Below are 23,660 nucleotides of genomic sequence, written 5' to 3' on the forward strand. Positions count from 1 at the left end.
TCTTTTACTCGATTACCTTTCGTTAAGCCAAAGTCCGAGAAGAATAGATAACCGTAGAATTATACGGATAATTATTCATTTACAAACGATTAATTTCGAAACAAAACATAGTTAGTTTAAGCAAAAGCCTTTGTAGATATGGTTAAATTGTTAAATTTGAGTAAAAAAGATACAGTATGGCTAAACGTAATACGATTAGCCAATTGTTAGCATTCATTAAGAAACATAAAACACATGAATTACATTTTAACATTAGTATTTTTTTTTCAGATTTTATCTATTCACGCTCAAGATAGCTTAAAGTGTAATTTAATACCAACTAAGCAGGAATCATTCCCAACCAACGATATTACCATTGAAAATCGTATTGAAATTGACTCAATATTTTCAAAGAAATTCGATATATTACGTGTCGATTTAAAGAAAATTGATCAACAAATCAGCTCAAAAACTAACTTTAAAGACTACCTACCAATCTTAGTTGCATTAATTGCTGGTTTACTAGCATTATTTCAAGTGAAAGCAAACATCATTTCTTCTGCCCGTATTGAATGGACTCAAAATTTACGCAAAATAGTTAGTCAGTATTTATCCGAAATTATGATTCTAAACTACAACTTAAGAATAGTTTTAGATTTAGGCGAAAAAGGAAAAGAGCAAGAAGCAAAAGACTTGTATAACAAACAAACCGAGTCATTTAAAAAAGTCTTTGAGTACGGTAATCAGATTAAGTTATTCTTAAACAATAAGAAAGAAACTGAACATTCTGAACTTCAAGATTGCATTCAAGAATATTTTAACAAAGCTACTCATGGAAAAGGAAGTACTGAAATTGATGAATTGGAAACAATGCAAGAAGAAATAATATTTAAATCACAACAAATTCTAAAGCAATCTTGGGAAGATGCAAAAACCTTTAAGATTAAAGATATATTCAAGTTTAGTTGGAAATAAATAAAAGAAAGGCTAACAATATGTATAGTGCATACCCTCCGGGATACGCACCATACACAAAACGTTGTATGCCATATAAAACAGAAATGAAACAGTGAAATTAAAACGAAGAAGAAAACTAGTAACATACTTAAATATTTTAGACCAACCTGTCCGATTTAATCCTTTCGTTTTCAGTAGGACTTTTTTGTTATGGGCTTTACTTGGATTGATAGGTGGAGTAATTGCAGGAGCTTATTGGATTGGACTTGAGTTTCTAACTCATCAATTAGCTTTTTTTAGTGGTTGGGAAGTAATACCTGTAATGGCGATTTGCGGACTTTTAGCAGGTTTGATAATTCATTTCATTGGAGACCCAGGCGAAATACATTTGATTGTAAACAATATCCGATTTAATAAAGGAAAACTTGACCCTAAAAACAATCCTTCAATGGTTCTCTCTTCATTGCTATGCGTTGCGTCAGGTGGAAGTCTCGGACCCGAAGCGCCGTTGGTTCAAGTAACAGGCTCAACAGGAACTTGGATAGGAAAATTGTTTCGACTAAAAGGAGAAGAATTAAGGTCATTAAGTATCGCAGGAATGGCTTCAGGATTTACAGCTTTATTTGGTGCGCCTTTGGGTGGTAGCCTCTTTTCATTAGAAATTCTTCATCACAAACACGCAGTTGAGTATTACAAAGCAATTATTCCTGCATTTGTTGCAAGTTGTTTTAGTTATTTAGTGTTCGCTTTAATCATTCATTTGGGACTTGGCCCTATTTGGGATTTATCTGCATATGAATATTCAGGAATTTTTGATTTTGGCTATGCAGTTCTCTTTGCAATAATCGGAGCAGCCTTTGGTTGGGCTTTTATTATTTGCACCAAATTTTTCAAATCAATTTTCGAGAAAAGACCCATACCAATTTACATCAAAACGTTAATTGGTGGCATTCTACTTGGCATCATAGCATTTTACTTTCCATTAACCCGATACTTCGGACATCACGAGATTAACGAACTATTATCGGGGAATTTTTCACTGACTTTATTGCTTGCTATTTTGATTTTTAAAATTATCGCTATCTCAATAACCGTAACATCAGGTTGGAGAGGTGGATTTATAATTCCGCTGTTTTTCGTAGGAGCAACTTTAGGGTTGATAATTCATCAACTTTTCCCAACAATAAATTTGACATTAGCGATAGTTAGCTGTATGGCTGCTATTAACGCTTGCGTAACTCGAACACCAATGAGTACAACAATTTTACTTGCTACTTTGACAGGGTTTGGTCATTTTATTCCAATCTTATTTGCAAGTTTAACAGGCTATTTTTTAGCTCCGAGAATACCTTTTATTGGTTCACAAATGGGAAAAGAATGAAAAAATACGGCATACAATAACTAAGTCTTCGGCGTGCCGATTACGCCCTACGGTTGTGAGATCGCTTTGCTAAGTTGGCCAACGCTGTACTACGAAGTACTCATGAATACCTTTAAAAAAAACAAGAAATGAATAACACATGTTGACGGATCCGGATTTCCCTACCTGTACTGAGCTTGCCAACGCATGGATAAAACGATTGAATACCTTGTTTTTGAAAAATTATTTTTGTGTGTTACGCTTTGATTATGAGTGTGTTGTTTTTGATGTTTGTAGGTTTTTATGCCTTTTCTGTTTATTCCTCTTTAATTTTTAATTGACAAAATTCATGCGTAATTCTTGCGGAGCCAAATCGTCTGCAAAAAACCTTAGTTGTAGAATTATACGGATAATATACGCTTACGCGAATAATCTACTTTCATCTTCTTGCGATAAGCTATAGAAAATAGACGGAGTGACATGCCTTTGCATTGAGAATAATGCTATATTTGATGGAGAAGATACAGGCGATATAAGCGCAATGCGTATAGCTAATTGTTGTAGGTAATGAGAAAAAACGAAATATGAAAAATATACTATTAGGATTATCAATTCTGATTTTATCCAGTTGTGGTAATGGAAACACAAAGTCAACTGAGACAGAATTTTCAAGTGAATCTCAATTTCAATGGGATTTTAGTCGGCAAAGAAAGTTTATCTATTCATTTTCTCAAACAGTAAAAGGAGAGAATAAAATGGACAAGGACAGACCTGCGGAAAAAACATATATGACAGGAGTTGGGCACCTAAATGTTCGTGTAAAAGAAAATAACCTTGCCGACTTAAGTTTAACAGACATTGAAATGAACATGATAATGTTCAATGAAGATGGAACTCCAAGAGATACAATGACTCAAAAAGCACCTGCAAATGTTGTTCAAGATATGAAACCAGATGGGAGCTTTGGAGATTCTAACACAGACATTCTATTTGATATGATTTTCCCTTTGCCAAATAAGAGTTTAGAAAAAGGTGAATCAGATGAAATCCCAATGCAAATGCCTTTTAATGCAAATGGCTCACGACTTTTTTCTAAAGGACAAAACACATTGACTTTTACGGGGTATGAAGAACTTGAAGGACGAAACTGTGCTGTATTAAAAGGAGTTATAGACATTTCAAAACTTGATGTTCCCGAAGAGTTAAAAGGAGAATATGAGTGTTCAACAACAGGAAATGCGACTTACTATTTTGATTTAGAAAATGGTTTCTATGTTGGAGCTGACATTCAAATGGTAATGGACGTCATGATGGACTCTGAAACTGAAAACGAAGACGACTTTGGAATGTTTATGAAAATGAAAAGTGACAACGTTTATAAAATCAGACTTGAAGAAATAGAAGAATAAAAAAGCACATACCTACAACAATACCTATACGCAATGCCCTTCGGGACACTGCGCATAGCCAAAACGTTGGCAAACATTAAGATGAAGTACTTACCATTTGAAAATATAACATTCCAAACCAAACTCGATCCTGAGGAAATTCTAAGCAGGATTAATAAAGTGATTGAACCAAAAAAAACTTTTAGAATGACTGGCATTTTTGGAAGTAGCAACCATAAACCTTATGAAGGAAGCATCATTGGAAACTCCTTTAACATAACTCGAATAATAGGGTATAGAAATTCTTTTTTACCAATAATAAAAGGAAGTATTAAAAAGGATTTTGGCGAGACAGAGGTGAATGTAAAAATGAGACTTCACCCCTTTGTTTTGGTTTTTATGTTCATTTGGTGTGGAGGAGTTGGTTTTGGTTTTTTAGCTTTATTAACTTCATCCATAGGAAAAGGAACTTTCGAACCGACCATACTGATACCTCTTGCGATGTTGCTGTTTGGTTATGGATTAACAACAGGAGGATTTAAGTATGAAAGTATTAAATCAAGAAAGTATTTAGCAGAACTATTTGAAGCAGAAATAAAAATTTAAAACGATTTGCCAATAACTAAGTCTTCGGCGTGCCGATTACGCCCTACGGTTGTGAGATCGCTTCGCTAAGTTGGCCAACGCTGAACAACGAAGTTCTCATGAATACCTTTGAAAATAAACAAGAAATGAATAACACTATGTTGACGGATCCGGATTTCCCTACCTGTACTGAGATGTACTGAGCGAGTCAAAGTAAACTTGCCAACGCATGGATAAAACGATTGAATACCTTGTTTTTGAAAAATTATTTTGCTAATTTACGCTTTGATCATGAGCGTGTTGTTTTTAATATTTGTAGGTTTTTATGCCTTTTCTGTTTATTCCTCTTTAATTTTTAATTGACAAAATTCTTGCGTAATTCTTGCGGAGCTAAATCCCCTGCAAAAAACCTTAGTCGTAGAATTATACGAATAATTATTCATTTACAAACGATTAATTTCGAAACAAAACTTAGTTAGTTTAAGCAAAAGCCTTTGTAGATAGGGTTTAATTGTTAAATTTGAGTAAAAAAGATACAGGATGGATATAGACCATGGTCGATAGCCGGTTGTTAGGGGCAATTAAAATGACAAAGCTGATAAAGAGATATTATTTAACCCAATTGATAGTTGGACTTGTTTTCACTGTCTTATTAATTAATTTAATGGGTATTCTTAATCAGATTGACGATTATTCAAAAGGACGACTTTTAATAATGTCAATTGTAGGAGGATTACTTTACACTCTGCTGAATGGACTTATCAACGCTTTGAATTTCAGCTACCCGAAAAGACAAAATAATTCGATTGCATTCTATCTTCCAATTTTGATTTGGACAATACCTTTGATAATTGCAATTTCAGAAATGGTGGAAAGTAGAGGAACAAAAATTACCGATTGGTTATTGATTCTGATATGGGTTGAGCCGATGATCTACAATTTGATAATAAAAAAAAGCAGCTGCCAACAATTAAGCATCAATAAACTCAAGTAAGCCTTATCTTCATTGTGCTTGGTGTTGAACTCTGCCTTTGGTGGCGGTTCGAAGCCTAAAAAAACTATGGGGATTCAATATCAAAAGGTGTGATTATTCTTCTAAAAATCAGACTTTCCATTTTTAGCAACACCTTCTAAACGATACGCTGAAACTCAACTTTAAACATCAATTCCTGACCAAAAATTTTCAATTGCTTTGATTACTTCTTCTTGTTTTTCTAGGTGAGGAGCATGTCCACATTCCGGAATAAAATAGGCTTGAGCATTATTTAGTAATTCAACAATTCCATGAACTTGCTGGTCTGTTCCATATTGATCGTCATTTCCTTGTAAAATTAAAGCAGGCACAGTATTGTTTTTAATGTCATTCGAAATATTCCAATCCTTAAAAGCTGGGGTTAACCAAGTATTGGCCCACGCAAAAAATAATCGTTCTGTTTTTTGTCCATGGAAGTAAGCCAAACCTTTTAACTTTCCATCATTCCATGCGTCAATGGCAGGTTGAATTCCAGCTCTCGTTTCCTTTTCATTGATATAGTGGGCGGCCATGGTTACGATTCCTTTTACATTGTTTGGAAATCGTTTACTGTAAAGTAGCGCATTTGTTCCACCATCGGAATGTCCAATAATAAAAAGAGGGTTTTCCAATTCTATTGAATTTAAAAATGCCGGTAAATTTTCTAATGCAAATTCATGTAAATAGTTTTCATCTCGTACTTTAGTTTCTGATTCACTAAATCCATAACCGGGAAATTCAATGGCAATTCCGGGAAGTTTTAGTTTTGAACATAATTTTTGCGGGAAATTTTTCCACTGTGCAATTGAACCTATGGCTTCATGTAAAAATAAAATAACGGGTTCACTTTCGGATTTGATTTCACCAAATACTTTGTAGGCCATTTCACCAAATGGAGTAGTGGACCATTGATAATTTAGGCTTTCAAGTTGAATTGATATGTGACGAATACTATGTTTGGCAGAAATAAAACCCAAAGGATGTATCATTCCTGGAATTTCAAAATAGCGTCCTTTTGGTGTAGCTTGAACTATTGTAAGTGTTTCTTCTTCGGTGACCATTTTGTCTTTTCCTCCTCGGGTAAATCGGATAGGAATGTTTAGTTTTTCAACCGTTTTACTTGAAATTACAGGATTTTCTCCCAGTTTAGTCATGAAATCTGCTGTTTTTGCCAATAATTCAGGTAAATAATCCCCATGTAGTTGATTAAGGTAATTATAAAATCCTTCGGCTTTTTTAGCTAGAAAATCAACTGTTAATGTTTTCGTTTCTTTTGCAGCCGCGTCTTTTGTCCAATGAAATTTTGTACCTTGGGTTACTATTCCCAAAATATTTGATTCATCTTTTTGAGCCGCTGCAATAGCTAAATATCCTCCCAAACTAAATCCGTAAATATAACTTGGACCAAGATTTTGAAGGAAATCGAGTAGGTCATTTGTCAAGAAATCAATTTCAAATGGAATAGTCGATTGTTTAAATTCACCGTGATGTGGAATTGTATAAACATGAACTTCATAGTTACGTTCAAAATGAGATTGAATAGTATTAAATTCAGTTGGTGAACCCAAAGCACCATGTATCAAGACTAATTTTTCCATTATATAATTTGCTCTTTTATGAAACTAAAATGTAATGTATAAAACCAAAAAAGCCCAATCTAAATCGGGCTTTAATTTTATAATATTAAAAGTAAAAATTACTTTACTCTTTCTACGTATTCACCTTTAGCAGTGCTCACTTTAATTTTTTCACCAGTATCGATGAATAAAGGAACTCTAATTTCTGCTCCAGTATCAATTGTTGCTGGTTTCATTGTGTTTGTTGCAGTATCTCCTTTAATTCCAGGTTCTGTATAGGTGATCTCCGCCTCGATGTACATTGGTAAATCTACAATTAATGGATTTTCTTCCTCTGCATGGAAAGTGATATCACAAATCATTCCTTCTCTTAAGAACAAAGGATTTTCAATCAAAACTGGTGGAATCATTACTTGTTCGTAATTATCAGTATTCATGAAGTGGTATCCAATGTTTTCCTCTTGGTAAAGGAATTGGTATTGTCTTTTTTCAATACGTACAATCTCAATTTTATGACCAGCAGAAAAAGTGTGATCTAGTACTTTTCCTGATTCAATTTCTCTCATTTTTGTACGTACAAAGGCAGGGCCTTTTCCAGGTTTAACATGTTGGAATTCAATAATGGTAGAAAGTTTACCATTAAGGTTTATACATAGCCCGTTTCTTATATCTGATGTAGTTGCCATAATTAATTTTTATTCGGTTCCAAATATAGCAACAATCTCTCACTTTAGCGGATAATTGTAGCTGTTATTCTTACTAAGCTGCTGTAAGTGATTTTTTAATCATTCAGCAATGGTTTAATATGTCTGTCTTTTTTGTCCTCATAAATATCGTCAATGGTCACAACAATTCCAGTTTCTTCAACTCCACCAAAATCTGGATTTACTGCAGTTCCAAATGAACGCATGGTAGGAGAGAGGTGCATATAAATATTCATTAATGGTGGAACATTTTCTCCGTTTTCTCTAACGAATTGTGTCAATACTTTAAATCCTTCTTTGAAATTGAGTCCATCAAGTTTATCACGGAATTTCTGTTCATCATAAGATTGATCCAAAGGATACATTGAAGTTGCTAATCCATCATTGTCAGGGAAGTATTTCTGCAAAAAGTAAAGTAAAAAATCTCTCGATTCTTCATGGTAATCAGGATACATCGTTACTTTTCCAAAGAAGTATTTCAATTTGGGATAAATCACTGTCAATACTCCTAAACCATCCCAAAGATTGTCTAGTGCAAAAAGTCCTTTACGAGGATTTACCGACGGTTGGTAATTGGGTTGAACCCAGCTACGCCCTAATTCTATGGCATAAGGTAGAAACTCTTGTTTAAACTTTTTCGAAAAGTTAAAATAATGAGAAGTACTCATCGGAATAAACTGATCTTCATCGTCATTTAAAATTTTTGCACAATCAATAAAGCGCAATCCACCAATGATTTCTTCATCTTCTGGACTCCAAACTATCAATTGTTCGTAGCAGTTTTCACAAGTATCATATTGGTCAATGTCAATAGATTTCTTGGTTCCTCCGCCAGAAGAACGGAATGACAATTCACGTAAACGACCAATTTCTCTCATTAAATTAGGAGAATTGTGATGATTCACGATATATATTTCATTACCTCCTTTACGTGTGTTACGTCCAAAACGCTCTTTTGTTAATTCGTTTTTTAGTAATTGTCGATCAATTGGATCTATTATTTTTTCTACAGTATCTGACATTTTAATCTTTTAATTCATAAACTTTCCCTTTTACAAATTGTGCCCATTCATCATGTGATTTTGAACGGTCAAATTCGTTTGCATTTAAGGGTTTTCCAAATCTAATTGTAATTTTTTTATTGTGTTGTTTATATAATTCGTTGACGAGGTAAAGCATTTCAATATTTGCTTTTATTCCAATACTTTTTCGAATGGAATGCAAGCGATAAAAGAAATTGGTTAATGCTCCTTCAATATATACAGGAACTATTGTTTTATTGTATTTAATAGAACGGGTCACAAAAGTTTTTTTCCATTTTAAATCTTTTACTTCTCCGTTTTCTTTCCTACTTACCAATCCAGCAGGAAAAATACAAAGTACATCATCTCCCTTAAATGTTTCGTCAACTTTTCGCAATGAAGCTGCAACGTTTGTCCCATGTTTATCAACTCCAACGAAAATTGGTTGTAAATTTTCAAGATGCATTAAAACATCATTGACAACAAACTTTATGTCAGGACGTTTTTGGTGTAAAACAGCGACCATTGCCATGGCGTCCATTCCTCCAAGTGGATGATTCATCGCCAATATTGCTCCGCCTTCTTCAGGAACATTCTCTAATCCTTCATAAGTTAAATCGATGTTGAATTTCTTCATCACTGATAAACAAAACTCAATAGGAGAATCATTTTTATGATCGTTGATGAACTCATTTACATCTTTTTCATGAAGAATCTTCTGTAGATATCTAACAATAAAACCCGGTAAGAACTTTAAAAAGTTTGGGTTCTTTTCATGAATTACTTGTTTGACATCAATTATTTTTTTCTGTTTGCTCATTGACTAACAAAAATAGGGAATAATTAGATTTTTTCAAGCCATGCACCGTCAATAGATTGTTTTATTGTTTCAAGCACAGACTTCGCTTTGCTGTAATTATCATAACTATGCGCAGAAACGAAATGTAAACCACCTTCAACTTTTATAATCTTAGCATCATATCCCTTTGCTCTATACTTATTGACCAATTGATCGGCATTTGACTTGTCACCAAAACAACCAATGATAATGCGGTAATTTCCTGATGAAGGTGCTACTTCAACAGGAGTTGTAAACTCTTCTTCTTCTGGCTCAGGCTCCGATTTTTGTTCTTCTGGTGAGACTTCTTCTTTAGATGTTGATACTGTGTCTTCCACATTATTTTCTTCAGTTACAGCGCTTATGTTTTCATCTTTGGATGGAATTGCTTCACTTTCATTTTCATTCTTTTGGTTTACTTTTTTACCATTTTCATCAAAAAGCGTCCAACCCATATACTCTTCAACTTTATCATAGTTTAATCCAACATAAACACTTCCAGAAATAACGAGTAAAAGGAAGATTAATAAAAACCAAAATAGAAAACCTTTTTTACGTTTATTGTCTTTTTCAATATAAGTTGTTTTTGGTTCAGCGACTTCCTTCTTTTTAGACTTAGAATCTGCTGCAGACTTTTCAACGTAAACATTTTGTTTTACCTCAGGCTCTTTCTTTGTTTTTTTCTCTTGAACGGTTGGAGTTGGTTTTGGTTTTACCGATTCTGCCTTTTCAACTGATTCTTTCTTTTGCTCCTTTTTTATTTCCTCTTTTTTAGGTTCAACCGGAGCACTTTCTTCCTTTGTTGGAATATCTTCAGTTTTTTCCTTTGAATCTGTTTTCTCTTCAGCAATTGGAGTAGGGGAAGGACCACTTATGGCCTCTTGCGTTTGATTGTTTTTAATATTTCCTTTAAAGATATATGAACCATCATTATCCTTACTAAACTCACCCAATTGAAAAATTGAATATGTTTCTCCTTTGTTCAGTTGAAGTTCTAAATCACGAACAAATTTTGCAACACTATTTTGTGCTTCTTGAAGATCCATATTTGATTCTTCTTCCAAGAGCTTTGCAAGTTTACCATCGTCATAACTTAAGTATTCGTTAAACGACAAGTCACCTGTTTCCTCATTTGCGATAAAAATAGCGCCAAATTGAGGTAAAATAACTTTAGAATGGAGGAGTAGTAATTGTTTTATGTATTGGTCCATAGTTGTAGAAAATTAAAATAGTTCGTCGAATTTAAATGTTTGATCTAAGCGAATTCCTTTTTCTGTTTCTTTTAAAGTACAGCATTCGTTGTCATGATCATGTTCTAAGAATAATATATATTCTTCTTGAGCGGCTTTCTTTAAGAATTTTTCTTTTTCACTTAATGTTAATAATGGTCTTGTATCATATCCCATAACATAAGGCAAAGGAATATGTCCAACTGAAGGCAATAAATCAGCCATAAACACAATTGTTTTTCCTTTATAACGGATGTGGGGAATCATTTGGCTTTCTGTATGACCATCAACAAATAATATATCGATATCGTTAAAAACATCTTTGGTGAAATCATCGTTTCTTGTCACAAATTTTAATTGACCAGATGCTTCAATTGGTAAAATGTTTTCAGAAAGGAACGAAGCCTTTTCTCTTGCATTTGGCTCAGTTGCCCATTTCCAATGTTTTTCTGTACTCCAAAAAGTAGCGTTTTTAAAAACGGGTGAAAATTGGTTTTCTCCAATTCTTTCTACCGCTCCACCACAATGATCAAAGTGTAAATGTGTTAAAAATACATCGGTAATGTCATCTGGTGAAAAGCCTAATTTGTCCAAATTTCCTTTAAGAGAATCATCTCCGAAAAGATAGTAATATGAAAAGAATTTTTCACTTTGTTTATCACCAATTCCAGTGTCTATTAACATCAGTCGATCACCATCTTCAATTAACATACAACGCATAGACCAACTACACATGTTATTTTCATCTGGTTGATTTGTTCTAGACCATAGTGATTTTGGTACAACGCCAAACATTGCGCCACCATCTAATTTAAAGTTTCCTGTGTTTAATGGATAAATTTTCATCTACTCTTGACTTTTTTGTGAATATAATGATTTTGTCTTAGATTTAGATAAAATGAAATGTCAAGAAACAAAAAAAAGGTGCTTCGAAAAGCACCTTTTATCTATTGATAAATTTTAAAATTATCTTTTTTCGATAGAAACGTAGTCACGCTCGTTAGCACCAGTATAAATTTGACGTGGTCTTCCGATTGGTTCTTTGTTTTCGATCATTTCTTTCCACTGTGCAATCCATCCAGGTAAACGTCCTAATGCAAACATTACTGTAAACATTTCAGATGGAATTTCAAGTGCTTTATAAATAATTCCTGAATAGAAATCAACATTTGGATACAAACCTCTTTCTACGAAATAAGGATCTTCCAATGCAATTTTTTCCATTTTCTTCGCTAAATCTAGAGCAGGATCTTGAACACCTAATTGTTCTAGTACATCGTCTGCTGCTTTCTTAATGATTTTAGCACGTGGATCGAAGTTTTTGTAAACTCTGTGTCCGAATCCCATCAAGCGGAAAGGATCATTTTTGTCTTTCGCTTTGGCAATCCATTTGTCCAAGTCACCACCGTCAGCTTGAATTTTATCCAACATTTCAATAACTGCTTGGTTGGCACCTCCGTGAAGTGGTCCCCACAATGCTGAAATACCAGCAGAGATAGATGCATATAAGTTTGCTTGAGACGAACCAACGATTCTTACAGTAGAAGCAGAACAGTTTTGCTCGTGATCAGCGTGTAAGATTAATAATTTATTTAATGCTGAAGCAACAACTGAATTTGGTTTGTAATCTTCTGTTGGCATTGCAAACATCATGTTTAAGAAATTCTCAACATAACCTAATTCATTCTTTGGGTAGATGAATGGGTGACGTACTGCATTTTTGTATGACATTGCTGCCAATGTTGGAAGCTTAGCCAATAATCTGTGAATTGTTAAGTCTACTGCTTCAGAAGATCTGTTTGGATCTTGAGATTCTGGATAGAAAGTTGATAAGCTTACAACCATTGAAGCCAATACTCCCATTGGGTGTGCTTGTGAAGGATAAGCTTCAAAAAATTGTTTCATGTCTTCATGAACCAATGTGTGATTAGTGATGCTTTCCTTAAAGTCTTTTAATTCAGTTTGAGTTGGTAACTCTCCATAAATAAGAAGGTATGCTACCTCTAAAAATGTTGCTTTTTCTGCTAATTGTTCAATTGGGTAACCACGGTATCTTAAAATTCCGTTCTCTCCATCTAAGTAGGTAATTGCACTTTGTGTACTACCTGTGTTTTTAAATCCTGGATCTATGGTTATGTATCCCGTAGTACCTCTCAGCGTTTTGATGTCAATTGCTTTTTCGTTTTCTGTACCAGTGATAACAGGGAATTCATGTGTTTTCCCACCAATTTCTAATTTTGCAGTTTCGCTCATTTTATTTTACTCGTTTTAAATGTAATTTTAATTCGGCTGCCTAAATTAATTAAAACTTTGACATATTCCGATATTTTAGCAATATCTTTTTCAATTATTATAAAAAAATAATCTTCGCGTAAAATTACTTAGTTTACTATTGTTTGAAGTACTTTTAATGTTAAATTATTTATAAGTTTTCTTGGGTATATTTCAACATCATTCTAAATAGATGATTTCTGGTATTTCCTCCATAAATTCCATGGTCCTTATTTGGGTAAATGAACTGGTCAAAATCTTTATTTGCTTTCACCAATGCCTTAACCATTTCATAAGCATTTTGTACATGAACATTATCATCTCCAGTTCCGTGAATTAAGAAGTAATTTCCCTTTAATTTATCAACATGATTAATAGGGGAGTTGTCATCATACCCTTTGGCATTTTCTTGAGGTGTTCTCATGAATCTTTCTGTATAAATATTGTCATAATATCTCCAATTTGTTACCGGTGCAACAGCAATGGCCATTTTAAAATGTTCTGCCCCTTTGGTAATGGCTAAAGATGACATGTAACCGCCATAACTCCAACCCATAATTCCAATTCTGTTTGGATCCACAAAGTCCCATTTCTTGATGTATTTTGCTACAGCAATCATATCTTCTGTTTCCAACTTTCCTAATTGTAAATAAGTGGATTTTTTGAATTTGGCACCTCTGTACATTGTCCCGCGCGGATCAACACTCATTACAATATAACCCTTTTGCGCTAATAGCTGATGATAAGCTCCATTTCCACCATCGTAGGAATCCTTTACCATGTTTGAACCTGGTCCTGCATAAATGTTAAAGTAAACTGGGTATTGCTTAGTAGAATCAAAGTTTGGTGGGTAAAGTATCCATGCATTCAAATCTTCTGAAGCTCCCTTAACTTTGATGAATTCTTTCTCTTGAAAATTCATCTCTTTTATTAAATATCGAAGGTATTCGTTGGTTTCTAACTCTGTGATCAATTGACCGTTCGCATTATGTAAAGAATAGACTGGAGGAGTGTTGATATTAGACCATTTATTAACATAGTATTTTAATCCTTCAGAAAAGGTTACCGTATTCGTTCCTTTGTTAACACTAAGTTTATCTTTTTGAGTTCCATCAATTTGAATAGAATACAAAGCTTTGTACATTGCGCCTTCTTCAGCTGAAGTGTAATAAATTTTTCCCGTTGCTTCATTGATTCCGTGAAATTGAATAACATCCCATTTCCCTTTTGTGATTTGTTGACTTGAGCCGTCAATTCCGATTTTATATATGTGATTATAACCATCTTTTTCGCTAGTTCTGATAAAATGTTTACCATCTTCTAAGAAAGAAAGGTTATCATCGATTTCAACATACGCCTCATCTTTTTCCTCATAAACGACTTTTGAAGGCATTTTTTTCTCTAAAACATCTATCCAATGATATTTAAGGTGATTTTGATGGCGATTTAGTGTCAAGGCCATCAACTTGTTTTCTTTTGATGAAAATTTAATTCTTGGAATGTATTCATATTCTCCCAGTTCTATAACTGTTGATTTTGCATTTTTTACTTCGGCAACTTTTAAACAAACTTTAGAATTATCCTCTCCTGTTTTTGGATATTTAAATGTATAAGGAGTAGGGTAGAGTTCGCGGAAGTAAACCATTGTAAATTCTTTTACCTTACTTTCGTCAAAACGTAGATACGCAATGTACTCGCTATTAGGTGACCAATCATAGGCTTTTGTATAAGCAAACTCTTCTTCATAAACCCAGTCCGTCGTTCCGTTGATGATTTCATTTACACTTCCATCTTCAGTGATGGCTTTAACTTTTCCAGAAGCAATATCTTTTACATATATATCGTTTTCATATATATAGGCCACTTTTTTTCCATCTGGAGAATATGAAGCTAGTGTTTGAGGTTTTCTTGTATCATCAAGTGGTGCTAGTTTTTTTGTGTTTAAATCATACATGAAGTACTCAGCAGTAAAACTTCTTCTGTATCTTTTTTTGCGATTTACTGTAAGCAATAACTTTGTTTCGTCTTCATTAAATTCATATCCATCAACGCGTAAATCAACTCCGCTAAAGTTTAATTCTTTTCCGTCTAAAATAATTTGAAAGTTTCCAACAGTATCATTGAACGCATATTTGGCAATAGATTTTTTATTGTCAATCATTGCGAATCTTGAATAGTGTAGACCATCTTTCATTGATCTAAATCCACTTATTCCGTTTCCATAGAATTGATATTCTTTCCATATTTTCTCAACAGAAAGTGATTTTGAAGAATCTTGCTCTTGTGCGAAAGTGTTTATGCAACCCAATAGCACTAAAAAAGCTAAAATTGAAATGTTTTTCATGATATAATCTTGTTTTTTGCGAAGATAATAGAAAAAAACAATCGAAATCTAATAGGATAGTTTGATGCGGATCTTTAGTAAGTTTTGTAAATAACTATTTATTAATGCGTTTTCTTCGTTTGGTTACAGGATGTTTTCAACATTTATTATTCATCAAATAATTTTAAGGAGTTTGAAGTTTTTAACTTCTCTGTAATAATGATATATCGTTAGGTTTGCATATAATTTTATGAAACAAACGAAAGTTATTTTACTAGAATCTATAAGGAGTAGCGGGAGTTTTAAAGAAATCAAATAAAAATTGTTAATAATTCAATAATATAAGGTTCAATAAAAAGCCTTAGTTTTGTACCGAAAATCATTCTATGTTCTCCTTGAGGCACAAATTTTCATGCTGAAACCATAGAATGATAAAACAAAAAAAACGATGAATAAGTAAGTTGTATCTATTAAGTAGTTTTATCAAGCTAGCAACCATTTTGTTTTTTTATAAATTCGTATAATTTTCAATTAAATATAATAACTATGAAAAAAGTTTTACTTTCTCTAGGACTTCTTTTGAGCGCAGCTGTTAGTGCTCAAGATTGTTCTGAATTATTTATCTCTGAGTATGTTGAAGGTTGGTCAAACAACAAAGCAATTGAGATTTATAACCCTACAGATTCACCAATTGACTTGAGTGAATATGTTATTGTTCGTTATTCTAATGGTGCATCTTTTGCAGGTTCAGGAGCGGCTGTTCAATTATCAGGAACAATCCAACCGTATGATGTATATGTTGCAGTTTTAGACAAGCAAGATGAAAATGGAACAGGTCAAGAAGCACCGGTTTGGGATTCTCTTCAAGTGCGTGCTGATGGATTTTACTGTCCGGATTACAACATTTCAAAAGCGATGTATTTCAATGGAAATGATGCTGTGACTTTAGAAAAAGGAACATTGGCAGATGTTGATAATTCAAGTACACAGCTTATTGACTTATTTGGTAAGATTGGTGAAGATCCAGAAACAATTTCTAACGGAATTGAATACAACGGGTGGACAACAGAATCTCCTTTCGTTGGAGTAGGAGTGGATATCACTTCAGACCATTCATTAGTACGTAAAGCAAATGTTAAATCAGGTGTTACAACATTACCTTCGTTATTTGATGCAATGGCAGAATATGATACTTTACCTCCAGTTATTACTATGTTGGACGCCAATGGAGATACAGTTTTTGATGGTAATGGAAACCCAAGAATCGAAGGAAATTGGTCTACACTAGGTAATCATGATTGTGAGTGTAACGAATTATCTGTAAAAGATGAAAATACATTCAAATTATCTATTTACCCAAATCCATCTGAAAACGGAACATTTACTTTTGCTTCAGAAAGCAATATCGTAAGTGTAGAAGTTTACACTGCAGTTGGTCAGAAAATATATACACAAAATAACAATGCTGGAATTGAGTCATTCTCTATAGGATCTCAATCAGGTGTTTATTTGGTGAATTTAAAAGCGTCCAATGGAGCTGTGACTTCAAGACGAGTAATTGTTAAATAAAAATCAATTTATTAGGGGAGTTTAAAGCTCCCCTTTTTCATTACAATTTTTTTAGTTTTGGTAAAAAGAATTTTTCTCTTAGCATTCCTAGTACCGTTTTTTGCACTTGCTCAAAAAGGAACTTTAAAAGGAAAGGTTATCGATCACGCTACTAATGAACCTATAATTGGAGCGTACGTATTTATCTCAAAAGAATACCGATCAAAAGCACAATTGGATGGTACCTATACTATTAAGGACCTTCCTTATGGAAAGTACACTTTGAAAATCTCAATGTTTTCCTATGACACTTTAGTAACTACTGTAACCATTGACAAGCCAGTAGTTAGTGAAGATTTTTATATGGGAGACACACAAGAAATGGAAGAGGTTGAAGTAATTGGTCAGCTTGCTGTTGACCGTAAAACTCCTGTAGCGGTTAGTCGTATTTCGGCAAAGCAAATTACAGAAGAGTTAGGTTCTCAAGAACTTCCAATGCTTCTTAATTCAACACCTGGAGTTCACGCTACCCAACAAGGTGGTGGTGATGGAGATGCCCGAATTAGTATTCGTGGATTTAACCAACGTAATATCGGAGTGATGATAGATGGTGTTCCTGTGAATGACATGGAAAATGGGGCTGTTTACTGGAGTAACTGGTTTGGTCTAGATCAAATTACAAACCAAATTCAGGTACAACGTGGTTTGGGTGCTACAAAATTAGCCATGCCATCAGTTGGGGGGACAATGAATATCATTACACAACCAACAGGAGGTAAACAACAAATCAAAGTAAATCAAGAATATGGAACTGGAAACTTCCTAAGAACTTCTTTATCTTATAAATCAGGTAAATTGAAGAATGGTTGGGGAGTATTATTTTCAGGATCATATAAACAAGGTGATGGATGGGTTGACGGACTTTCTACAAGAGGAGCGTTTTACTATCTAAAAATTCAAAAACGTGTAGGAAAACACCTTATTTCATTAAGTGGATTTGGTGCGCCTCAAGAACATGCGCAAAGATCATATAATCAGAAAATTCAATATTGGGATGCTGATTATGCAAGAGATTTAGGAATTGAAGTAGATCCTAATTCACCTCAAATTAACTTTGGAATCCAGCACAACCAACATTTTGGTTACTATACTGATGAAAATGGAAATCAAGTTGCAAGAGCTGAACGTAGAAACTATTATCATAAACCACAAATTACTTTGAAAGATTTTTGGAAAGTAAACGACAAACTTTCTATTTCTAACATGGTTTACATGTCTATCGGACGTGGTGGTGGAGAGCGTTTAAGAAACTCTAGTGGAATTATTTATGATGAAGAAGGTCATGTGGATTGGGACCGAATTACTGAAAGTAACCAAGAATATTCATTGTTTGGAAATACATACCCAACAGTTGATCCTACACATCATCCTACTTTATTAAAATCTTCTCAAGTAGTTACTTCTTCTGTAAATAATCACATGTGGGTAGGTGGTGTATCACAATTTGATTATGATTTAAACGAGTTTTGGAATATCTCAGGTGGTTTAGATTATAGATATTACCAAGGTGAACATTATACAGAGTTGAGAGATTTGCTGGGTGGAAACTACTGGATTAATTCACAAGATCAAAATGCAAGTACAACAATGAAAACTGTTGGTGATAAAGTGGGGTGGCAACCTTATCACAATCATCGTGATGCCCTTGTTCAATGGGGAGGAGCATTTGGTCAAGCTGAATATTCTAAAGGAAGATGGTCAACTTTTGTTAACTTGTCTACTGTTGTAAATGGGTACAAAGGAATTGATTATCACCAAAAAAGACAGATCCAATTAGAAGATACTATTCTTTATATTGGTGGACAAGATGTTGTTAAATATGATGGTGAGTATTACCACCCAGATCATCCAGGTTTGGAATACAACCAAACTGAATGGAAAGTTTTAGGAGGATTTACAGCAAAAGCTGGAGCTAACTTTAACATTACTGAAAGAATGAATGTTTTTGTAAATGCAGGATATTTATCAAGAACTCCACAATTTAGTAATGTAATTAACAATGAAGACAATCAATTCTTCGAAGAAATTGCTAATGAAAACATCATTGCTTTTGAAGCTGGATATGGATATAGATCTAAGCGTTTTAGTGGAAATGTGAATACATACTATACAATGTGGAAGAATAAACCTTTCCCGTATGGAGTTTCAGTTCCAGACCCAAATGACCCAACAGAGTTTGTTAGAGCAAACGTAAACGGAATGGATGCATTGCACATGGGAATCGAGTTTGATGGAGTGTATAAAATAACCAAGTCTATTGCACTAGAAGGTATGGTTTCTTTAGGAGACTGGACTTGGCAATCATCTGAAAAAATCAATGTTGTAGGTCAAGTTTTCGAATTTGATGCAACAGGTGTTCACGTAGGTGATGCAGCACAATCAACTTATGCAGGAGCTATTCGTTTCGAGCCAATTCCACGTTTATATTTTAAAGCTGGATATACTTATTTTGATCGTTATTACAGTGACTTTGATCCTTTCTCATTAGATGTATCTAGTGGAAATGGAGGAAAAGAGTCTTGGCAAATTCCTTCTTACGGTTTGTTGTCATTACATGCAGGATATAGATTTAAATTCCAAAAATCAAGTTTAGTGTTGAGAGGAAATGTATTTAACGCATTGAACTCATTATACATTTCAGATGCTAGAAATAATCAAAACGGGAGTGGATTTGATGCTGCTTCAGCTGGAGTATTCTTCGGTCAAGGAGTTCGTCTAAACTTCTCATTAGGTTTTGAATTTTAATAATAGAAATAAGAATAAAATGAAAAATAAATTTTTGCTTTTCGGTGCATTATTTTCAATCTCTTCTTTGTTTGCACAAACAGATATTGATGATGCTAGAAATTTCCCGGTAGGGGCTACAGTAACAATTAATGGTGTTTCTTCTGATGGAGGAGAGCTAGGACCAATTCGTTACATTCAAGATGAAACTGGTGGACTTCCAATTTATGGTGGTTCTTCAGTTGGTGGTGTAAATAGAGGTGACTCTGTTACAGTAACTGGAGTTGTAAAAGACTTTAGTGGGTTGTTAGAAATTGATCCAATTACTTCTTTAACAAACCATGGTCCAGCAACTCAAATTGATGCATGGAATATCAATATTGTTGATTTAGGAAATGCCTACGAAGGTCGTTTGGTTCAAATCGACGATGTGACTTTCTTGCAAGCTGGTGGAACATTTGCAAATAGTACGAACTATGACTTTACAGATGGTACGAACACAGGTACAATTCGTATCAATTCTGGAACAGGAATGGCTGGACAAACAATTCCAAGTGGTGCTCAAACAATCGTTGGTTTATTGAGTGAATACAATGGATTATTCCAATTACTTCCACGTGATATAAACGATGTTTATGGATATTCTGCTCCAGATAAAAAGATAGAAGTTGTTGTCGATGGAACTCCTGTATTGGATGGAACAACAATTCAAATTGGAACGACTGCTAGTACATCATTAGAATTGAAAAACTTAGGTGTTAATGACCTAACAGTTTCAGGACTTACTTTTACAGGTAACGCTTCAGCTGACTATACAACTACTGTTTCTGCTGGTGCGATTGCTGGTGGAGGAAGTACTACAGGTGCAATTGATTTTTCTACAGCAGCTAATGGATCTAGAATTTCAACTTTAGAAATCGCTTCAAACGATCCTAATGTTCCGGTATTTACTTTGAATTTGTATGGAATTGGAGCTGACAACTTAGCAACAGAGCCAGCAAATGGTCCATCAAACTTAATGTTCTCAAATGTGGAAGCATATACAATGAATGTAGGTTTTGATGCCTCAACAGATGCAGAAGCTTATTTAGTGGTTTGGAAAGAAGGAAGTGCTCCAACAGGAACACCAACTGATGGAACAGCATATATGAGAGGTGATGTTGTAGGTGATGGTAAAGTTGCTTATGTAGGAACTTCGAATACATTCACACCAAGAGGAATTCGTGCTGAACTAGATTACTATTATACTGTGTATGCAATGAATGGTTTTGGAAACTATGTGAATTACAACCAAGTTGATGTTATTGATGGAAACCAAATGTCTACTGGAAGTAACATTGGGAACTATTATGGAACTATTTCAACTGCAAGCACAACTTTGACAGATGATTTAACAGCATTGATCAATAACCATGACTACAGTTCTTATTTCTTGTTCAAAACATTAATGATGGATGGATTTGAAGCACAAGATACAGTAAATGGTGAAAGCTATGTAACATGTGTATATTCTGGTGAACGTAAAGTTTACAGTGGTTCATTCGATTGGACGGCAACAGGATACTCAAGAGAACACACGTATGCACACTCTTGGATGCCAACTTACCCAGCAAATGGTCAACCAGAAGAATTGGAGTATGCAGATTACCACAATCTTTATCCTACTAACTTAAATGATGCAAATACACCAAGAAGTAACCTTCCTTTTGGAGAAATTGAAGGAACGCCAATCTTTGAATTCCTTGACGGAGCTAGAGGAACAAATGCTAATGGTGCAATGGTTTATGAACCAAGAGATGAGCAAAAAGGAAACTTGGCTAGATCAATTTTTTATATGACAACAGCTTACAATGGAGCTAATGGAACAGGAGACAACTGGGGTATGCCTTCTAATCAAGATCAAGAAGTATTGAAAAACTGGCATTTTACTGACCTTCCTGATAGTTATGAAATTGCAAGACACGAGTTGATTTACAGTATTCAAAACAATAGAAACCCGTATATTGATAGCGTTGATTTTGCTTGTTATGTAGATTTCCATGATGTAACTTACATTACTGAAGGATGTGAATTAGGTTTGTCAACTGACTTTGTAGAAAACAACTTATCAATTTTCCCAAATCCATCAAATGAAACTGTATATGTTCAACTTAACAGTGTACAGATTGATGTTGTTGAAGTAATGGATATGACTGGAAGAAAAGTTGGTTCTTTCACAACGGAAAACCAATTTGTAAAAGTGGATGTTTCTACTTTAAATTCAGGTACGTATTTATTGAATATTAATACAGAAAAAGGTAATTTAGTAGAAAGAATTATCGTTCAATAATAGCTAACATTTAATATGAAAATTATTCAAATTTTATGGATAATAGCATTAGGAGCAGGTCTTTGGGCCTGCTCTTCTGCTTCTGTATTTGTCCAAACGGATAAGGTAGGAGTGAATACTTCAATTCATCCAGACGATACCTTGCAAACATTAATCGCACCATATAAAAAGGCACTCGCCGCAGATATGGATCGCGTAATCGGATTTGCATCAGACGATTTGGTTCGTGCTCGACCAGAAGGTCCTTTAGGTAACTTTGTGATCGATGAAACAGAAGATTACCTTAAACAAAACAATGTTCTTCCTGTAGATAATTTTATAACTTTAATGAATCACGGAAGTTTGAGATCTCCAATTTCTTATGGTGATATAACTGTTGGCGATGTTTTTAAATTGATGCCTTTTGATAATACAATTGTGCTTGCAAAATTACCAATGACAGCATTTGATTCTATTGTAAAATACCTTATAAATTCAGGAGGAGAACCAATAGGAGGATTCCAATTGACAAAGGAGGATGTGGCTTTTGACGAAGGAACAACTTTTAATGACACATTATACGTTGTAACGACTGATTACTTGGCCAATGGAGGAGATAATATGAATTTCTTTAAACAGCGTTATGAAGTCATCGATACAGGAATTTTATTGAGAAATATTTTACTTCAACAGGTTGAAAAAAAGAAAAACTTTCATCCCGTTTTAGATAATAGAATCATGTTGTAATATGGAAAGAAGAATATTTTTACAGAAAAGTGCAATTGTAGGAACAGGACTAGCGATTAGTCCAAGTTTATTGAGTTTTCCAAAGCATCCTGAACATTTGGAGAAAATAACAATACTACATACCAATGATACGCATTCAAATATAGAGACCTTTCCTTCAACACATGCTAAATATCCTGACCAAGGAGGTGTAGCAAGAAGATATTCACTGTTGAAACAAATTAGAAAGGAAGAAAAAAATGTTTTACTTTTAGATGCAGGTGACATTTTTCAAGGAACACCTTATTTCAATAAATTTCATGGAGAATTAGAAATGAAATTGATGTCTCACATGGGATATGATTGTGCAACAATGGGAAATCATGATTTCGATGCAGGACTAGAAGGATTCCTAAACGCATACCAATACGGAGATTTTCCTTTTGTATGTTCCAATTACAACTTTGACAATACCGTATTAAAGGACGTCATCAAAGAATACCAGATTTTCAAAAAAGGGCCCTTTAAAATCGGAGTATTTGGAGTAGGAGTGCAGTTGAATGGATTAGTGGCAAAAGCCAATTTTCAAGATACAACAGTTTCAGCACCAATTCCAGTAGCCAATGGAATTGCAAAGCATTTAAGATTTGAAGAAGAATGTGATTTAGTCATTTGTCTCTCACACTTAGGTTATGAAGCCAAACAGTTCAAAGACAATGATCAATTATTGGCCGCAGAAACAGAAAATATCGACCTAATCATCGGTGGACACACCCACACCTTCCTTCCAAAACCAGAAGTTCACACCAATAAAATCGGTGAAAAAGTCTTAATCAACCAAGTTGGTTGGGCTGGATTAGCTTTGGGAAGAATAGACTTTTACCTTGGAGAAAAGAAAAGACATAAGAGGCATGAGTTGGTGATGGTTTAGGCGATGTGTGGGGGCGATATGCGTGTGTTTGTGTAGGGGCGATGTGTATGGGCGGTTTTTGTTTGGGGGGGGTTGGCAAAGTGCACCACCAACAAAACCACAAAAAAAAAAAACAAAA

Annotated in this window: 18 protein-coding genes; 10 read left to right on the plus strand and 8 right to left on the minus strand. The window is 34.2% G+C overall.

Going from position 1 to position 23,660, the window contains the following annotated elements:
* Window positions 1-234 precede the first annotated feature (234 nt).
* The 5 genes from DXU93_RS03960 to DXU93_RS03980 all read left to right on the plus strand — a co-directional run bounded on the left by DXU93_RS03960 (window position 235) and on the right by DXU93_RS03980 (window position 5,263).
* Window positions 235-954, plus strand: a complete 720-nt coding sequence (locus tag DXU93_RS03960) for a hypothetical protein (RefSeq protein WP_116879964.1) — start codon at window positions 235-237, stop codon at window positions 952-954.
* Window positions 955-1,048: 94 nt separating this feature from the next.
* A complete protein-coding gene (locus DXU93_RS03965) occupies window positions 1,049-2,317 on the plus strand; it encodes a chloride channel protein (RefSeq protein WP_116879965.1) in 1,269 nt (422 codons plus the stop codon).
* A 563-nt stretch (window positions 2,318-2,880) separates the two neighbouring features.
* Window positions 2,881-3,705, plus strand: coding sequence for a hypothetical protein (locus DXU93_RS03970; RefSeq protein WP_116879966.1), 825 nt, complete (start codon window positions 2,881-2,883; stop codon window positions 3,703-3,705).
* Between the two features lie 186 nt (window positions 3,706-3,891).
* Entirely contained in the window at window positions 3,892-4,290 is a 399-nt protein-coding gene (locus DXU93_RS03975; RefSeq protein ID WP_205679227.1) for a hypothetical protein, read from the plus strand.
* 565 nt (window positions 4,291-4,855) lie between these two features.
* The gene (locus DXU93_RS03980) at window positions 4,856-5,263 is read left to right on the plus strand and encodes a hypothetical protein (protein WP_123776037.1); all 408 of its coding nucleotides are present in this window, start codon (window positions 4,856-4,858) and stop codon (window positions 5,261-5,263) included.
* Window positions 5,264-5,424: 161 nt separating this feature from the next.
* On the opposite strand, the gene DXU93_RS03985 is transcribed toward DXU93_RS03980, so the two are convergent.
* The 8 genes from DXU93_RS03985 to DXU93_RS04020 all read right to left on the minus strand — a co-directional run bounded on the left by DXU93_RS03985 (window position 5,425) and on the right by DXU93_RS04020 (window position 15,266).
* On the minus strand, window positions 5,425-6,879 hold the full coding sequence (locus tag DXU93_RS03985; protein ID WP_116879969.1) for an alpha/beta fold hydrolase: 1,455 nt from the start codon (window positions 6,877-6,879) through the stop codon (window positions 5,425-5,427).
* A 98-nt stretch (window positions 6,880-6,977) separates the two neighbouring features.
* A complete protein-coding gene (gene efp, locus DXU93_RS03990) occupies window positions 6,978-7,544 on the minus strand; it encodes an elongation factor P (RefSeq protein WP_116879970.1) in 567 nt (188 codons plus the stop codon).
* Window positions 7,545-7,639: 95 nt separating this feature from the next.
* Entirely contained in the window at window positions 7,640-8,584 is a 945-nt protein-coding gene (locus DXU93_RS03995) for a GNAT family N-acetyltransferase (protein ID WP_116879971.1), read from the minus strand.
* A 1-nt stretch (window position 8,585) separates the two neighbouring features.
* Window positions 8,586-9,404 carry a 1-acyl-sn-glycerol-3-phosphate acyltransferase gene (locus DXU93_RS04000; protein ID WP_116879972.1) on the minus strand — a complete coding sequence of 273 codons (819 nt, stop codon included), beginning with the start codon at window positions 9,402-9,404 and terminating at the stop codon, window positions 8,586-8,588.
* A 23-nt stretch (window positions 9,405-9,427) separates the two neighbouring features.
* Entirely contained in the window at window positions 9,428-10,633 is a 1,206-nt protein-coding gene (locus tag DXU93_RS04005) for an SPOR domain-containing protein (protein WP_116879973.1), read from the minus strand.
* Window positions 10,634-10,645: 12 nt separating this feature from the next.
* Window positions 10,646-11,497: an MBL fold metallo-hydrolase gene (locus tag DXU93_RS04010; RefSeq protein WP_116879974.1), complete on the minus strand. Its 852-nt coding sequence runs from the start codon at window positions 11,495-11,497 to the stop codon at window positions 10,646-10,648.
* A gap of 120 nt (window positions 11,498-11,617) precedes the next feature.
* Window positions 11,618-12,904 carry a citrate synthase gene (locus DXU93_RS04015; protein WP_116879975.1) on the minus strand — a complete coding sequence of 429 codons (1,287 nt, stop codon included), beginning with the start codon at window positions 12,902-12,904 and terminating at the stop codon, window positions 11,618-11,620.
* Between the two features lie 169 nt (window positions 12,905-13,073).
* Entirely contained in the window at window positions 13,074-15,266 is a 2,193-nt protein-coding gene (locus DXU93_RS04020) for a S9 family peptidase (RefSeq protein WP_116879976.1), read from the minus strand.
* Window positions 15,267-15,791: 525 nt separating this feature from the next.
* Between DXU93_RS04020 and DXU93_RS04025 the strand changes: the two genes are divergently transcribed.
* The 5 genes from DXU93_RS04025 to DXU93_RS04045 are packed head-to-tail and all read left to right on the plus strand — an operon-like array spanning window position 15,792 to window position 23,542.
* Complete coding sequence (locus tag DXU93_RS04025) at window positions 15,792-16,814, plus strand: lamin tail domain-containing protein (RefSeq protein WP_116879977.1); 1,023 nt, start codon at window positions 15,792-15,794, stop codon at window positions 16,812-16,814.
* Between the two features lie 57 nt (window positions 16,815-16,871).
* Window positions 16,872-19,598, plus strand: coding sequence for a TonB-dependent receptor (locus DXU93_RS04030; protein WP_116879978.1), 2,727 nt, complete (start codon window positions 16,872-16,874; stop codon window positions 19,596-19,598).
* 19 nt (window positions 19,599-19,617) lie between these two features.
* A complete protein-coding gene (locus DXU93_RS04035) occupies window positions 19,618-21,906 on the plus strand; it encodes an endonuclease (protein ID WP_116879979.1) in 2,289 nt (762 codons plus the stop codon).
* Window positions 21,907-21,921: 15 nt separating this feature from the next.
* Window positions 21,922-22,632 carry a 5'-nucleotidase C-terminal domain-containing protein gene (locus DXU93_RS04040; RefSeq protein ID WP_116879980.1) on the plus strand — a complete coding sequence of 237 codons (711 nt, stop codon included), beginning with the start codon at window positions 21,922-21,924 and terminating at the stop codon, window positions 22,630-22,632.
* Between the two features lies 1 nt (window position 22,633).
* Window positions 22,634-23,542: a bifunctional metallophosphatase/5'-nucleotidase gene (locus tag DXU93_RS04045; RefSeq protein ID WP_116879981.1), complete on the plus strand. Its 909-nt coding sequence runs from the start codon at window positions 22,634-22,636 to the stop codon at window positions 23,540-23,542.
* Window positions 23,543-23,660 lie beyond the last annotated feature (118 nt).

It is taken from the genome of Brumimicrobium aurantiacum, assembly GCF_003402975.1.
Taxonomy (GTDB): domain Bacteria; phylum Bacteroidota; class Bacteroidia; order Flavobacteriales_D; family Crocinitomicaceae; genus Brumimicrobium; species Brumimicrobium aurantiacum.